The organism is Criblamydia sequanensis CRIB-18, from assembly GCF_000750955.1.
Lineage (GTDB): Bacteria > Chlamydiota > Chlamydiia > Chlamydiales > Criblamydiaceae > Criblamydia > Criblamydia sequanensis.
Map to the genome: position 1 here is coordinate 386,570 of NZ_CCEJ010000003.1, position 15,993 is coordinate 402,562.

13 protein-coding genes and 1 tRNA gene are annotated in these 15,993 nt (G+C 37.2%); 5 read left to right on the forward strand and 9 right to left on the reverse strand.

Annotated features, from left to right (window positions below; genetic code table 11):
• Positions 1–656 precede the first annotated feature (656 nt).
• Complete coding sequence (locus tag CSEC_RS03455) at positions 657–4,292, forward strand: hypothetical protein (RefSeq protein ID WP_041016994.1); 3,636 nt, start codon at positions 657–659, stop codon at positions 4,290–4,292.
• Positions 4,293–4,506: 214 nt separating this feature from the next.
• Here the strand turns inward: CSEC_RS03455 and CSEC_RS03460 are convergent, their stop codons facing one another.
• The gene (locus CSEC_RS03460; protein ID WP_053331731.1) at positions 4,507–5,445 is read right to left on the reverse strand and encodes a DUF2167 domain-containing protein; all 939 of its coding nucleotides are present in this window, start codon (positions 5,443–5,445) and stop codon (positions 4,507–4,509) included.
• Between the two features lie 96 nt (positions 5,446–5,541).
• Positions 5,542–5,904, reverse strand: coding sequence for a hypothetical protein (locus CSEC_RS03465; RefSeq protein WP_053331732.1), 363 nt, complete (start codon positions 5,902–5,904; stop codon positions 5,542–5,544).
• Between the two features lie 151 nt (positions 5,905–6,055).
• Between CSEC_RS03465 and tsaB the strand changes: the two genes are divergently transcribed.
• On the forward strand, positions 6,056–6,727 hold the full coding sequence (tsaB, locus tag CSEC_RS03470) for a tRNA (adenosine(37)-N6)-threonylcarbamoyltransferase complex dimerization subunit type 1 TsaB (protein WP_041016995.1): 672 nt from the start codon (positions 6,056–6,058) through the stop codon (positions 6,725–6,727).
• Positions 6,728–6,752: 25 nt separating this feature from the next.
• On the opposite strand, the gene CSEC_RS03475 is transcribed toward tsaB, so the two are convergent.
• The gene (locus CSEC_RS03475) at positions 6,753–7,703 is read right to left on the reverse strand and encodes a hypothetical protein (protein WP_041016996.1); all 951 of its coding nucleotides are present in this window, start codon (positions 7,701–7,703) and stop codon (positions 6,753–6,755) included.
• 290 nt (positions 7,704–7,993) lie between these two features.
• On the opposite strand from CSEC_RS03475, the gene rpsU reads away from it, so the two are divergent.
• Both rpsU and dnaJ read left to right on the forward strand, forming a co-directional pair.
• Entirely contained in the window at positions 7,994–8,173 is a 180-nt protein-coding gene (gene rpsU, locus CSEC_RS03480; RefSeq protein WP_041017264.1) for a 30S ribosomal protein S21, read from the forward strand.
• 66 nt (positions 8,174–8,239) lie between these two features.
• Positions 8,240–9,397, forward strand: coding sequence for a molecular chaperone DnaJ (gene dnaJ, locus CSEC_RS03485; RefSeq protein ID WP_041017265.1), 1,158 nt, complete (start codon positions 8,240–8,242; stop codon positions 9,395–9,397).
• Positions 9,398–9,413: 16 nt separating this feature from the next.
• Here the strand turns inward: dnaJ and CSEC_RS03490 are convergent, their stop codons facing one another.
• Positions 9,414–10,250, reverse strand: coding sequence for an MBL fold metallo-hydrolase (locus CSEC_RS03490; protein WP_053331733.1), 837 nt, complete (start codon positions 10,248–10,250; stop codon positions 9,414–9,416).
• A gap of 152 nt (positions 10,251–10,402) precedes the next feature.
• On the opposite strand from CSEC_RS03490, the gene CSEC_RS03495 reads away from it, so the two are divergent.
• Positions 10,403–10,732, forward strand: coding sequence for a hypothetical protein (locus CSEC_RS03495; RefSeq protein WP_041016997.1), 330 nt, complete (start codon positions 10,403–10,405; stop codon positions 10,730–10,732).
• A 2-nt stretch (positions 10,733–10,734) separates the two neighbouring features.
• On the opposite strand, the gene CSEC_RS03500 is transcribed toward CSEC_RS03495, so the two are convergent.
• The 5 genes from CSEC_RS03500 to CSEC_RS03520 all read right to left on the reverse strand — a co-directional run bounded on the left by CSEC_RS03500 (position 10,735) and on the right by CSEC_RS03520 (position 15,992).
• Complete coding sequence (locus CSEC_RS03500) at positions 10,735–10,989, reverse strand: hypothetical protein (RefSeq protein ID WP_154017613.1); 255 nt, start codon at positions 10,987–10,989, stop codon at positions 10,735–10,737.
• Positions 10,990–11,002: 13 nt separating this feature from the next.
• On the reverse strand, positions 11,003–13,549 hold the full coding sequence (locus CSEC_RS03505) for an FtsK/SpoIIIE family DNA translocase (RefSeq protein ID WP_053331734.1): 2,547 nt from the start codon (positions 13,547–13,549) through the stop codon (positions 11,003–11,005).
• A 99-nt stretch (positions 13,550–13,648) separates the two neighbouring features.
• Positions 13,649–14,425, reverse strand: coding sequence for an undecaprenyl-diphosphate phosphatase (locus CSEC_RS03510; protein ID WP_041016999.1), 777 nt, complete (start codon positions 14,423–14,425; stop codon positions 13,649–13,651).
• 13 nt (positions 14,426–14,438) lie between these two features.
• Positions 14,439–14,515 (reverse strand) — tRNA-His (locus CSEC_RS03515).
• 52 nt (positions 14,516–14,567) lie between these two features.
• Positions 14,568–15,992, reverse strand: a complete 1,425-nt coding sequence (locus CSEC_RS03520) for a ComEC/Rec2 family competence protein (RefSeq protein ID WP_154017614.1) — start codon at positions 15,990–15,992, stop codon at positions 14,568–14,570.
• Between the last annotated feature and the right edge of the window lies 1 nt (position 15,993).

The window sequence follows — 15,993 nt, forward strand, 5'->3', positions numbered from 1 at the left end:
CCTCGGAGTTGATCTTACTTTCTGTCTTTTATTGATAATTTTTTTTTGAAATGAGTGGAGATAAATGTCCTGAGTTACCCGAAAGGCTAAAAATAAAAACACATGTTTTAAATTTACCTAAAACAACCTCTAAAACTGACTTTAACTTAATCTTAAGCCAATTCAAAATAGGAGTGAATCTTTGGATTCATTCATAGAGAAAAGTATTAGACTTAACTCCCCAAAGAGCGCCTCTCTTGCTAAACGGAATTATGGACAAGTTATGAAATCCCTGCAAGAGGCGAGAAACTTTGTTCATTTTCTCTTCCAAATAGAAAGCATTTTAAAGGGTTGAGGATTAAAGATCCATTTTTGAAATGCTAAAAAAAACATTTTGTTTTTTTTGAGGATTCCCTCCTTACCCTTAAACTCCTAAATGCAATAGGGTTAAATTAAGCATGAAGGTGATTTAATACCCGGGCAGGAGGAACCTTTTGTTTGCTTATGAACTCCTCCTTCGTTAAATAATCTTTAAAATTTTGCAAACTTCAAATTGGAAATTATTAATATCTTTGTTAAAAATATTCCTTTCTTTAAAAAATGTTCTTGACGCCTTCTGTTACAAAAAATTGTAAAGACATTCCAATAAAGTTAAAGTTATTAAGGAAATATTACTTATGTCTCTTGTCGATTTAGCAACAAGCCCAGTTTCTGCTTTATTTAGTGAATTCTATTCCATGTCGCCACCCGATGATTTAAATATGAGCCAGGAATTCTTTATAATGAAGAAGAGCCTCGAGCTTTTAAGCCGCGACTTAACTAGCCTAGAAGATCAGCTTCCTTTTAAAATGGAGGAAACAGGGTCTTCAATGCCTTTGAAAAACATCACTGAATACGATCCTAAATCCCTTTCTTCCTTAGCTTTTATTGTGCGACGAAAACTTGAAGAACAAAAAAGAGAGAAAACAAGAACCCTTTCTGACTTAAACTTTCTTGAAGATCTAGAACGAAGGATTAGGAAGCAAATCAAAAAAGCCCATAAAGGGCTCCCCAAATTAAAAGAAAGCTTAGGGACAAGCGAAGAAATTCTAACTCATAAACTTTCTTTCGATTCTGAAAATAATCTTCTGATTTGTTCCATCATGCAATTTTCAAATGCCCTTGGACTCTTAAGGTCAAAATATGAGGCGATTTTTCGATTTCCTTTTAACGATAAAATTTCAAATTCCCTTTCCTGGCTTGCCGGTTCTTTAATTTATGGCGAGAATTTTAGTCTCAAGACAAATGAGAAATTGCAATTTGAGTTCGTTGAGTTAAAAGGACAGTGCATTGAAAATACTATAAATTATCAGACGAAATATAAGAATTTCGGAGAGGCTTTTTTAGACACTTCTCTCTCAAAAGGGGATGGCAGCGAAAAAGAACATGCAGAAAAATCATTAACGAATGCTTTGAAGAGCTTTGTGTTAGATGTGGTCACAAGGAGAGCCATCAGACTAAAACTTTTTGATGTGGAAGTTAAGGGAGAAACTATTGAAGAGAGGAAAAATGAGCTTTTTGAAATAGTCAAAACTTTTAGAAATTTTTATCTTGAAATGTCTAAAAGAGATCCGGAGGCATTCGCAAAGGAATTAAATTTAAGTTCAGATGGTTTTATACAAAAAGCTTTTTCAGATGGTAAAACATCCGTTGGCATTAAACAGATTCAAACTTTCATAAAAGAAAATTTCTCAAAGGAAGATGCCTTTTTACATCATAGATGCGTAGAGCTTCTGAGATTTGAAAAAACCAATTTGGAAGAACTCTCCTCTAAAAGCCACTTTTCAATCTCGCAGCTTGAAACCTTTATGATATTGAAATGGCTGCAAATGGCCTCCATGATCAATCAAATTCTCTTTGTAAAGCCATTAAATGAGCAGCATCTTGTCTTGCAAAGAACCTTTGGGGAGGAAAAATCCGGAATTAATCCTTTTTTTGTCGGCAGTGATATTGAAATAGGGGAAGATCTCAATTCCTTAAAGGTACAAATGTTTTCTAGGATTCATCTGATGCCGGAGCTTGTCGAAGAGTTTCAGGAAAACTTTGATGAAGCTATTTCTTTTGCAAGCTTTGAAACTAACTACACTATTAATAATCTAAACTCAAGTGACTATGAAGAGAAAATTCAGCTTTTCAAAAACTTGCGCTTCGAATGGAAAGCAAGCCTTTCCTTTATTTTCTCTTTTTTAAATTTATTAAACCCTGAAATAGCTTCAAAAAGCACTGTAAGGCGATTTTTAAAACTTTCCAAAAAAATAAAAAAATTAAGCTTATTGGATGAGGATAAGATTTTTTCTTGTTATAATAATAAGAAGGTCATTTTGGAGCCTATAGAGAAGTGGAAGAGCTCAGGTTATCTATCATTTTTAAGGGGCTTTAATGAGTTTGCTTTAACAGGGGAAATGCAAGGGAAAGTTGTCTTGCAGGTCAAAAACCTTTTAGAAGAGTTTTTAAAGGAATTGAAAATTATTATCAGACTTTATTCTCAAAATTTTTTATTAAAACATTTTACTGAGCCTTTAACCGATTCTGCAAAAGCAGTTACCCTTTTTAGAAGATCGCTTTCCATTTTTGAAAAAAATTTAGAGGCTTATAGTTTATTTAGTCCAAAAGAAGACCTTCATTCGCTTTATGAGTTTATCGATAAAGAAATTCTGCCTCTATTCCCGGAAGAGTTAAAAAAAGATTGGTTAACGGTCCCTGTAAATTCAAGAACCACGCTTGATGTCTTTTTTGATTATATTTATTCATCTTCTAGAGCCTCGGATATTGATTGGAAGATTATACGCTATAAAAAAGTTTTATCTTCTCTTAAGGAAAGGTGCAAAGAATTTTACTTTGATTTAAGCGTAAAAGAAAAGTATGAAGATCTGGATCATTTTTTAAATGAAGATTTTTTAGATGCGACAGAAGAAAAGCATCTGCAATGTATTATAAAAACGTTAATTAATTGGGACAAGAAGGGAAGCTCTTTAAAAGAAGATAAAGAATACCTAAATGCTTTACGCCGAGATTTCGAGGGGTTTCTTCCTTCGCTAAGAAATCTCGTTTCATCAAACACAAATTCAATCTATGTGAAGATGGGACGTTTGTTATGCAAAGCGCTAATTTCAGAACTTTCCTTAAGAAAAGAAAGCGAGCTTTTTATTAGAAAATTCTATGAGTGGGGGAACAACTTGCTTTCCCAAGAAGGAAAAAAAACAATTGATTTTGACGCTATTTTGGATAATGATTCGACGGTTCCCTATCTTGAGCTTATTTATGAAAACATAAATCGAGTTCCCTTTGGAGCTAAAAGACCGCCTATCCATGGAATTTTTAATAGTTTAAAAGGAAGGTATAATTTTTGCTTCGACCCTATGCTGCAAGGTAATATTCCTGATTGTCTTTTTTATTTAAAAGAAGAAGGGGAAGAGGGTTTTTCAAAGGTGTTGGGCTTGGGAAGCCCAACCATGCAAGGAACGATTAGCTATGCTGAAGTCACCCCTGAATTTTTATCTTACCTTGAGGAGCTTCAGGCTGCCCAAAAAAATCATTTCTTTATTTTGAATCAGAATATGATCGCTAATTATAGATTCGTTGGCGAGGTTGAAACAGATAGGATTCAGGCCTTGCTTGATATCGCTAATCAAAAATATAAAGACACCCTTTATTTATTTCTCTCCTCTATGAACTCTCCATTTTATTATCAGGGTCATGAATTTTCTGATATGCGTGAATCTGAACAGTTTTGCTATGAGCTGCATGCTCAATTTTTTGCAAAACCTGCCTATCTATCGGGTAATGCCTTTTCAGATAATATTTTTACTGAAATTCCGGACCTTCCTAAATTTTCTGAAAAGCTCATTGAAGCCATTTTAAAAAGAGCTTTTTGCAACAAGCCGAACCTTGAGAAAGAAGAGAGGCAAATTTTTATTGATCTCTTTCAAGATTTTTTGGCCTTAAAAATTAAGTTGGAAATTCCTTTTGAAAGCATGAATGCAAGTTGCAAGGATGCGATCGATCGAGCCGCTAAAACCATTTCGAGATTATTTGCTTTAATTGGAATTATTACAGGATCGGATCAATCTAGAGAGTTTAGGCTTCACTTAATTTGTCTTATCTTTGCAAGGGCTCTTATGGTGAGAAAGCGGGTGATCATTAAAGAGCGTCTAGATAGATTGATTGTCGCGCTCCAATTCTACGAAGCTAATAAAGAGATCCTAAAACAAATTTTTGCAGATCTATTTCCGGGAAAAAGCCTTGCTCTAAAGTACTTATCAAGTGACCTTTGAGGCCAACCCTTGCGGGTCGCTAATTATCCTTTTTCAGGGTCTCCAGAAAGACAATTCTTTCTTCAAACCTATGAATTTGAGTTTCATATTTTTTGTTGCTTTTCATTTAATACAGGAGTTGGATTGTTTAAAAAACTAAGCATTTTCAAAGGGTTTTTCGCATAGCTGTTCAGATGTTAGCTCGAAATGTCAACACTTACGGGTAGATTTTTTTTTACCCCTCATTTTTGTGCTTAAAAATATTTTTTAATTTATAAAAAATAGCAGCAAGGGTTGCGATTAGGATTCCGCTTAGTTTTTTTAGAATAACAAAGAAACCGGACGCCTTAATAATTTTTCCGCCCATGGTTGCGGCAACAAGAGCTGCAATACCGTAGCTTGCCATCTTATCTCCCTCTTTGTAGTCGCTATACCTATATCCCGGGTCAAAGCTATGGGCTCGAAGCATAACTTCAAGATGGCCGCCAAAGGGCACGTAGGATTCTTTCTGAGTCACCCAAACAATCTTTTCAAAGCCTTCCCGGCCAAGCCTTAGAGCCACTGAATTAACAATCGCTCCCTCATCAGCACTTTCAGCTTCAATCGCCCAATAGACGGTATTTGTCAGTTTGTCAAGAAGAGGTTTTTGCACCCAACCAACAACATGCAACGTATTAAAACCATTTTTTTTACGCTCTTCATTCGCTTTTTCAGTGTTTTCACTAATGCTTTTTAAAAGGCTTTCCGGATCAAGATCCTCCCAGTCATCTATAGAAACATAGCCGCCTTGCAAATTTTCGAAAATTATGACATTTTCAAAATCGTCGTTATAGACAGTCGCTTCCAAGTTTGGATTTTCAAAATCCCCGCAAGTTAGCTTCCTGCCTTTTTTAGCTTCATCTCCGATTAGTAACCTATACCCTTCAGGCAAAGAGATCGTTGAATTTGATTGCTCAAGTTTATGGGTTCCGGAGTCTTTCCAATCTAATGAATAAAAAGCGATGGCAATCTCTCTTTCTTTTTCAGGCAAATCGGATAGCATTTCATATAACGATTGAAGTTCTTCTTTTTCTTCTTCGGAAATATTTTCAAATTGAGCGGGTGCGGTCGGTTCTGATGAGTATAAGGGGATCGACGATAAACCTAATAAAAAGGCAGCTAGAAACTTAAGCATGGCGTATATCCTTAAAAAATGAATGAGAAAGTATATTACGTTTAGCGGATTGATTTAAATATTAAACTCGTTTCAATTGAAACGAGTTTATAAAGCTTAATAAGCGATCGAGCCGTATCTGAAAGCAGGGGAGAAAGTCGGTTTAATGATAAGATTTGGAACAAGACAGACGATGTTTCCAATACCAAATGTGTACATGCCGAGAGCAAAGACAAGAGAGCCTCTTATTCCATTCAAAATACCATGCATAATATGCTCAACACCTAATTTAACCCAAGAATGCTGGCGTTGATTTTGGGAGAGTAAAGTGAGTACAAGACCGAGCGCTAAAAAGATAATTCCGACCGCTAATTGAATTTTCGCTAGGACAAATCGTAAAGCGCTTGAAACGATTCCAACAACGGGAATGCATTCAGCAACGTTAAATACTTTTTCTACATTAGTTAATGTTTCACTCATAGTTATTACCAATAAATTATTATTATGCAGGCGATATTTATAATGGTTTTTATTAAAAAAGTAAATAAAATTAACTAAAGTGTTTCTTCGATGCAGTTGTCAATAAGTCGAATCAACTCTATACTTTTCCCTTAAGTTTTTGGAGAAACGAATGAAAAGGCTTTGCATCGAAACGGCAACAGAATGGGGGGTTGTGGCTTTCCTTGAGGAAGACAAACTTCTATTTCAAGCTAAAATTGAAAAGGGGCTGCAAAATTCCAAATTTTTGCTACCCGAACTGGAAAGAGGGATTAAGGAAATCGGATGGGAGTTTGAAGATCTCTCCTATATCCTTTGCGGGGTTGGCCCGGGCTCTTATACAGGTATCCGTATTGGAGCCTCTGCTGCTAAAGCGCTTTCATTTGCAAGCCGGGTACCCTTGATCGGAATATCGACACTTGCCTGTTTTTCTCCTTCAAAAGAGGGGGATTTTGCGGTTGTCTTAGATGCTAAGATTTCAGGTTTTTATGTCCTCTTTGGGGAAAAAAAAGGCGATGTGATGGAGTACAAAGCGGAACCTAGGATTGCAACCTTAGGCGAGTTAGAAGAGAAAATAAAGCCCGGAATAGAAGTCATTACGCCAGACCTCTCTATTCAAAAAAAATTAGAAAAGTTAACCGTATTTCCGGAAATTTTCTTAAATGAACGAGCGCCGGACCCTTTCTTTATGGTAAAAAGGGGAGATGTTGAGTTTAATTTGGGAAACTTTTCTAAGGATTCGGAGCTTGAATTACTGTATTTACGAAAAACCCAAGCTGAAGAAAATAGAAAGGAAGAAGTTTGAATCACTTCTTCCTTTGAAACGAAGATTAATTCCCTCTTTCCTTGTGCTCGGCGAGTAATTTTCTTAAGCTCTCCTTGGTGACTTCCGGAAAATCTGCAATTAGATTCTCAAAGTGAGGCTCTTGACCTTGTTTGGTAAAGTTCATAACTGCTTTAAAGAGATTAAAAATAAAGTTGATACGGCCTTCTTGCGGCATGGAAATATCAATCACCACAATATCCCCATTTTCTCTTTTTCTTAAATTTTTTAGAGATAGATCATTGATGATTTCCACCCCATAATGCACTTGTCCGTCTTCTTCAAAAGTTTCTTGAGCTGACTTAGTTAGCCATTCTTTTGCGAAGTTAAACCCTTCTTCAAAGGTTAGCTCAGTAGGAATATATTCCATCACCCAAATTCCATTTTCGACATTTCTATAGTACACATCAGGAATTGGAATCTTCTTCTCTACGTACCACTCGAAAGCCTTGGTATCAAGTCTATTAGTTAGTTTTGCTTTTGACATGTCAAGAAGAGGGCTTAAAACTTTAACAACAGGCTGGGAAGTTTTAAGTTCAACGCCTGCAATTTTAGTAACGGAGGCTGCTAGACGGAAAGCCTTATGAAACTCTCCCATGCCAAGCTCTTCCATTTCATGAAACTCGTTTCCCAGCATAAGAATTGATTTGTTCTCAGGGAGGCCCGCTTCATCATAAGATTTTATAATTTGAGGTCTTTTGAAATTGTTAAAAGGGTCTTCTTTTTTAAAGGTCGCATTTGCCGCATCTGATGTCTTTTCAGTCGATCTAGACGAACGAGCAAGTCTTCTTGGAGGTCTTTTTTCGCAACGTGATCTTGGAGCTGTAAATCGATCTCTCCTAGAAGCTTCTTCTGAGGACTGTCCTTCATCCATCGCTAATAGCGGGGATACAAGAAAGTCATCAAATCCGCTAGTTGCCCCTCCTCCAAAAAATAATCCTCTGCTTGTGCCTTCCATAAATATGACCTCGTGGGTAAATATAATTAAAAATAATAATAAATATAATAATCAGGAAAAAATAATATATTTTATTTAAATTAAAATAAAATGAAATAAATTAAAAAATATTATATACTTTTTTAAAATTAAATTTCAATCTTAAAATGGTAAAAAATAATTTTATAATGTTTTCTAATCCTTTTCTTGCGTAAAAGAGGGGATTTATTGTATGATTTTGTCTCCCCACCAAGGGGAATTAAAACTTGCATTTAGCAATAATTTTAACCTTTAAAAGGACTGTGATTTTAATGACGACAGTGAAAGTGCGCCCAGGAGACACCCTCGATAAAGCGCTCCGTACTTTGAAAAAACGCCTTGACAAAGAAGGTGTGATGAAATCTGTAAAGGCTCATCGCTTTTATTCAAAACCTTCAATTAAAAAGCGCGCAAAATCAAAAGCGGCTCTTAAATATAAACGTACTCGTTAAATTTTATATAATTATTAATATAACTAAGTTCTCTTAACATAAAGAAGAAATATGGCCTCATCCGCTATGTCTGATTATTACGAAATCCTTGAAGTTTCAAAAGATGCCAACGCTGCCGATATAAAAAAGTCGTATCGAAAGCTTGCGCTTAAGTACCACCCTGATAAAAATCCGGGCGATAAAGAAGCTGAAAAAAAATTCAAAGAGATTTCCGAAGCTTATGAAGTATTAAGCGACGAGAATAAAAGACGCCTTTACGATCAGTATGGTAAAGAAGGAGTGATGGGGGGCGCCGGACACCCAGGCGGCGCGCAAGGTTTTTCTTCAATGGAAGAGGCGCTTCGTACATTTATGGGAGCTTTCGGAGGGGGTGAAACAATTTTCGAAAGCTTTTTTGGCGGAGGCGGAGCCGGCGGCGACAGGGGTGGATTTGCCGGTCAATCAAGGCGTCAAGGCGCTTCTAAAAGAGCTAATATCACTTTAACGCTTGAAGAGGCGGCGAAAGGGGTAGAAAAAGAACTTGTAATCACAAATTATGTCTCTTGCAAAGAGTGTCATGGAAGCGGAGCTAAATCCCCGCAAGGCATCACTCGTTGCGATCGCTGCGGCGGACAGGGCGTTGTTTATGAACAGCGCGGATTTTTCAGTATGTCCATGTCTTGTCCTAAATGTCATGGCGAAGGAAAATCGATTACCGAACCTTGCCTTAAGTGTCATGGCGAAGGTCTTGTAAAAGAAAAACAGCATGTTAAAGTCTCCATTCCTGCCGGAATTGATTCCGGAATGCGTCTTAAATTAAGCGGAAAAGGCGATGCCGGACAAGGCGGAGGCCCAGCCGGAGACTTATATGTCTTTATCCAAGTAGAAGATCACGAAATATTTCAAAGAGAAGGCGACGATGTCATCATCGATCTCCCAATTAGCTTTTCTGAAGCCGCTCTTGGCTGCAAAAAAGATGTCCCTTCTCTTTTTCAACATACCTGCCGTATTACTATTCCTGCCGGTACTCAAAATGGCAAAATCTTTCGCGTAAAAGGCGATGGTTTTCCTAATGTTCATGGCCATGGAAAAGGCGATCTCTTAGTAAAAATATTTGTAGAGACTCCAACTAACCTCAATACTCGTCAAAAAGAGCTGCTTACAGAGTTTTCGTCGCTTGAAAAACCGGCAAATCTTCCAAAGCAAAAAGGCTTTTTGGATAAGTTAAAAGAGCTTTTTAGTTAAGCAATTAGAAGCCCCTTTAAACTGAAGCTTGAGAGATCTCCTCGACTTGAGAGGCTTCCTCGTTTTGTGAGATTTCTTCGAAATGATAAGCTTTTGAAACCTCTTCCTGATAAGCAATCGCCAAAGGTAGACTCAATCCTTTGGAATTTAAAATCTCGGATACTGTGTTTACCGCATGAATCGGTGTGTTGCACTCAGACGAAAGGTGCGCAAGCCAAACCTGTTTTAAACCCTCATGAAAGATCTCTGTTAAAAGATGTCCGCAATCCTTGTTTGAAAGGTGGCCGACCCGGCTTAGCACCCTTTGTTTGTAAACGATCGGTCGTGAAGAGGCATGGACAAGATCAACTTCATGGTTGGCCTCAAGATAAAGGAGAGTGCAGTTTCTTAAAGATTCCCGAATCCCGGCTGTCACCATGCCAAGGTCTGCGCAAATTCCGATTTTCTCAAGATCAAAATGGATCGTAAAAGCGACCGGATCCAAAGTATCATGAGGAATGCTAAAGGGATGAATTTCAAAATCGCCAAATTGAAAAGATTCCCCTGTTGTGAAAATTTTAAAACGGGGGCATTCTCCATGGAAGGTTTCTACAATGCCTTTTGCGGTTTCAGCATTAGCAAGGATTGGGATGCCTAAATCAAAAGCCATCACTTTCAACCCCTGGATATGATCCCCATGGTCATGAGTGATTAAAATAGCATCGATTTGATCTAAGGAAACCCCAATTTCAGAAAGTTTTCTACGCGTGGCTCTTGTGCTAATTCCGGCATCGATCAATATCTTTGTGTTTTTGGTTCCAAGGTAAAGACAATTTCCTTTAGATCCGGAAGCTAGCGGGCAAAATCCATTCATTTCAATCAGGTGAGGTTAAATATTTAGGCCTTGGAAGTTTTAACATATCTCTCATTAAAATCCAAAAACCAATTGAGGTTTTTTGAATCTATTGATTTAAAAAGTTAAAAGCTGGCATATAGAATTTTTCTTATTAGGATGCGAGCCCTTTCGTGAAGCAAACACTTTCTTTATTCCATGAGATTGAAGCTCTTTTAGATGAGTTAATCAATAATGCTGAAGCTTTGAACCTAGTTTCTGAGCATGATGTTTCATTAAGCGATTTAATAAAACTTCAAGAAAAAGAGATAAAGCTCATTGAAAAATTAAAGAAAGTGAATTTGGATGCCGAAAAAAGCGAAGAGGCGAATTCGCAAGGGAACACTATTCGTTTAAGGATTAAAAAGAAATTAAAACAGTTTTCCGAATTCAATGCCAAGTTCATTAAAACTATTGAAGGATCTCATGAAATCATTGATTTCAAACCTAATGAGAGCGAATAGTGCTATTCTCTTGCGCCGGCTTTTAAGCAGAATAAACCCATCACAGCAAATACAAATGACATCATGTAATAACCCTCTCTTTCCTTTAAGGATAGGCTGAACTCCCAAAAGGATTGAACCGCTTCCCAGTCAAAGGTAAACGCAAAAAGCGAAGCTATAATTGAGACTCCAATTAAAAAAAAGCCGAGGAATCTTAATTTTTTAGAGCGTTCTAATTGCTTTTTTTGCCATTCAGAAACAGTATCAATACTTTTCATTAGGGAGATTCCTTTAAAAATCGTCATCCAAGTCGTCTATATTTGGGTCTAAAGCTTGTTGAGAAGAGGCGCTCGATGCTAAAATCTTTCGCGGCTTGCTGCCTTCTTGAGGCCCAACGATTCCATTTTTTTCAAGAGCGTCCATTAAACTTGCGGCTCTTGCATAACCGATTTTTAATTTTCTCTGCAAGAAAGTTGTGGAGGCATTTCCGGTCTTTAACACAATTTCTTTGGCCTCATGGTAAAGAGAGTCTGCCGGCTCATCGATTTCCTCATCCATTCCACCATCATCAAAAGGCATGGAATCAAAAGACTCTATGACATATTCAGGAGCTGCTTGCTCTGAAATGAATTTGATGACCTTGTTGATGTCTTCATCGCGAATATAGGCGCCTTGCGCTCTCAAAAGGTTTGATGTTCCGGGCGGTAAAAAGAGCATGTCTCCATTGCCAAGAAGCGATTCCGCTCCAATTTCATCCAGGATGATTTGGCTATTCACTCGGCTTGCTACTTTAAAAGAGATCCTGGTTGGAAAGTTTGCTTTGATAAGGCCTGTGATCACCTCTCTTGAGGGTCTTTGAGTCGCTAATATCAAGTGAATGCCAACCGCCCTTGCCATTTGGGCAATTCTTGCAATAGGGGTTTCTATATCTTGCGAGGCGACCATCATTAAGTCTGCAAGCTCATCAATGATTCCAACGATATAAGGCATTGTCTTTGGAATCTCTTTTCCAAGCTCTTTTTCTTTCTCTTCATCAATGACACGGCCATTAAACGCTAAAATATTTCTTAAGCCTAAAAGTTTCAGCATTTCATAGCGGCTTTCCATCTCTTTGACAAGCCATTTTAAAGCGGCCATAGCACCAATTGGCTCATTAATCACAGGAGCTAGCATATGGGGCAGAGGGGAGTATGCGGTAAGTTCAACTTTTTTAGGATCGACCATGATCAATTTGACTTCATCGGGTCTACAATTGAGCAAAATAGACATTACAATGGTGTTTATGCAGACAGACTTACCTGAGCCTGTAGCTCCGGCAATGATACAATGAGGCATTTTAGCTAAATCACTCATCACCCACTCTCCGCTCACGGATTTGCCAAGAAGAATAGGGATGGCAAATTTTTTGGATTGAGATTGGTACGCTTGAAGCATCTCTCGAAAAGAAACTTCTTGGGGCAAAGGGTTTGGGATTTCTATGCCTACAGCGGCTTTTCCAGGTATCGGAGCTATGATTCGGATGGATTTTGCTTCCATATTTAAAGCAATATCGCTCTCTAATGCTTTAATTCTTTGTACTTTAACGCCAATTGAGGGATGCACTTCAAAAGAATTGATGGTAGGTCCGCAGTTAATCTGTCCGACTTTAGCTTCTATGCCAAAACTTTGAAGCGTCTCTTCAAGAACCTCAGCTTGCTTCTTTAAATCCTTTCTAAGCTGGCTTTGGTCTACTTTTTGGGGAACAGTCAATAAGGAGTTTGAAGGAAGCTTATAGTTAACAAGAGAGGTGTTTTTAGACTTAAGCTCGGATATCTTGCTCTCGATAGACTTTTTTATAGCGGCATTTTCTTTCTTTTTTGAAACTTCTAAAGGATACTGAGGCATTTGAGGACCTAACGCCGGCTTTTCCAAATCGGCAGGGAAGAGGTCTTGCTGATCGGTTCTGCTATTAAATTTGCTAAAAGGATTTTCAGAAATTTCTTCCCCGAAGCTTTTTCTTGATAAAGAAGGTCTTTCTTGCAGATGTTTTTCGGGCTGTATAAGAAGAGTCTCTAAAGAATCTTTAGGGTTTTTTCTAGAATCCATTTCTTGCCCGGGCGATGTTTTTAGCATGACGTGCCTTTCTTCATTTTTAAAGGCTGACTCTTTGGCAAGAATAGGTTCTATTTTAAAATTTTTAAAATCGGGCATTTTAAATTTTTTAGTGAAATCAATAAGCCTTGTTAAACCATAAGCTAACCCTTTGGATATCAATAAGAAAAGGTTGATGGAGAAAAGCTCGGCTAATGCAAAAAGCATGATAAAACTAAAAAGAATAAATGTGCCTGAGCTATTTAATAAGGTGGCAAGGTTAATTCTTGGAATGTCCCGATAAAGAAAATAAAAAAAGGAGCCTCCTAAATGATAATTAAACCCTTTAAGGGAGGATTCGGGATAAAAGAAATGGCGTAGGGAATAGCTTAAAGCCGGACTTGTTTCTTCAATAACCGAGAGAAGAATGCAAAGCGAGCTAATAAAGAGAGTGAAGTGAATAGATTGTTTTTTCAAGAATTCATTCTTGAAATTAAGAAGTTCGCTTATTGAAATCCAGATAAAAAAAAGGGCGATAAGAAAGCTTAAAATTCCAAATAGCCCGTGAATAAGTTTACTAATCGAAAAGCCGATTGAACCAAGTAAATGTTTGTTTTCAGAATGAATAGAAAAACTGAATAAGGCAATAAATAAAAGTAAGGAAAAAGTAAAAAGAAAAAGAGCTTTAGCTTCTCTCACATAAAATTGAAGGCCGTTTTCGCTTTTTTTAGCATTCCGTTTGTTGGTTTTATTTTTTTTAACACCCATGTTTACCTATTAAGCTATTATCCCTCTATATTGCCTTTGAATTCAAGGAATGTCAAGTTTAGGAAGTGAAAGAAGAGGCTTTTTTATTCTTAAGCTATGTTAAAAAGCGAAAAGATAAAGAGATAGAAGCCCCATTAGAAAACAGTAGAGAGAAAAGAGACGAAGCTCTTTTTGACGAAAGCGTTTTAGAATCCATTTAAGTGAAAAGAGGCCTGATAAAAAAGAAGCCGTAAAAGCTGCAAAATAAATGGAAATCGAAAAATTAGGAATGGAAGATCCGCCTTCTTTTATTAAGTGCAAAGCCTCTAAAAATAAGGCTCCAAAAATCGTTGGAATAGATAGAAGAAAGGAAAATCGAAGCGCTTGATCAAAAGTCCAGCCTGAAACTCTTGCGGAAAGGAGAGTAGCCCCGCTTCTTGAAATTCCCGGGAAAAGAGCTAAGCTCTGTGAGATGCCGATAAAAAGGGCGCTTTTAAAAGTTTTAGGACGCGTCCCATAGTTAAAACTGCCTAAATATAAAATTAAGGCAGTTCCAATAAAGAATAAACCAAGCCACTCCGTCTTTTTAAACAACTCTTTTATGGCGCTCATAAACGGAAGCAGGAAAAAGAGGGGAAGGAGAGCGGTTGTCAGTAAAAGAAATTCATTTTTCGAAGTCAATGCCTTTAAAATGTCTTTTTTTAAGACAATTAAAATCGCAAAGAGAGTCCCTGCATGACACAAAACATTAAAAAAAACAAAATTTATTTCTTTGGAGAAACCAAAAAGAGTTTGAAAAAAAGCGAGGTGGCCGGAGGAACTAACGGGGAGGAATTCAGTCAGCCCCTGAACTATTCCTAAAAATAAAGCGTGTATAAAGCTAAAAGAATCATTCATGGCTTAAAAAAAATGGGGCGATAGAAGGGGCTCGAACCCTCGACCTCCGGATCCACAATCCGGCGCTCTAACCAGCTGAGCTACTATCGCCATCGAAGCTTAAATTTTTACGCTATTTCTATTTTTTTAGTCAACGCTTTTTCTAAAAAATTAAACTTTCGTGAGTCTTATTTTTGCGGGAATTAAAATTAGGGATTCCAATAAGGAAGATAAGTGTAAGAAGAAAGACTGCTATTTCCCCATTCAAAGGCATCTTAAGAACAAAATCAAAGGCCTTTGGCATACTTAGGGATAGGCTTAAAAGCCAATCGATAAATAACCCGTTAATATAAAAAAGAAAATTCCAGGAAAAAGGGGTTAAAAGTGATAAAAGGCTCAGAAAAAGGAAAAAAATCAGCGAAAAGCTAATCAGGACGGGGAAGTATAAATTGAATAGAGTTCCAAAAAGAGGAAAAGAGCCTATCAGAGCAAGAGTTAAAGGGAGTGCGACCACATTAACCCCCAAGGAAAGAGAGAGGCTTTTTCTCATAAACCCCAATAGGGAAAGCCCAACTTTTTCTTTAAAAGAAGAAGCTAAAAATTCAGTTTTTTTTCTTTCAGTAAAAATTTTTATTAGAAGGCTTTCAAAGAAAGGTGTGAAAATTAAAAGGGAGAAAGTGATCGCAAAACTAAAGATAAACCCCAGGGAAAAAAGAGAAAAAGGGTCTATAATTAAACAAGCGGTTAAAGCCAAACCAAGAGCGTTAATCGAATTGGATTGTCTTCCGGAGATGCTTGCAAAAATAGATAGTAAGACCATGCAAAAGGCTCTGACAATAGAAGGAGACATTCCTAGGAAAAAAAAATAAAAAGTAAGGAGAAAGGCAAGCGCTGGCAAACGATAACGGGAAGGGGAAGCTGTTTTTAAAAGGGCTAACAGAAATAAAGAGATTAGACTAAAGTGAAAACCTGATATCGCTAAAATATGCTGCAAACCGAACCTTCCGAATGAAAAGGTAAGCTCTTCTTCTTTGAATTCGCCGATCGCCATGCCGGATACAAAGCTTGCGGCTTTTATAGAAGTGAGCTTATTTTTAATCCAGGAAGCTAAGCTTTTTTTTAACTCTTCCCGCAAGGGTTCTAGACTGAAATTTTCTTTTATAACTTTTAACTCGATTCCTTTTAAATTTTCTAGTTGAATTTGATGCTTTACTTTCGGGTGTTTTTTAAGAAAACCGGCGAATTCTATCAAACTTCCGGGCTTTAAATTTTTTGTTTTCTCAAAAGAGAAAAATGAACCCGGAATGTTTTTAGCGACAAGAGTTCCTTCCTGATCAATAAATTTCTTTAGATTGCCGAAATAAACTTTTTTTCCCGAGCTTGTTTTAACCTCAGAAATTTCAAAAAGAGCCGACCCTAAAATTCTATCATCGCCTTTAAAATCAGGAATAACGATTAAAAATTTACTAACAAGAAAAACAAAGGCAAGAAGGGAAATCCAAGCGTAAATAAAATGCTTCGGGCCTTTTCTATTGAGAAAAAGAGGGCACAGGAAAAGAGATAGCGAGATCAGCAAGGGGGGTTCCAAA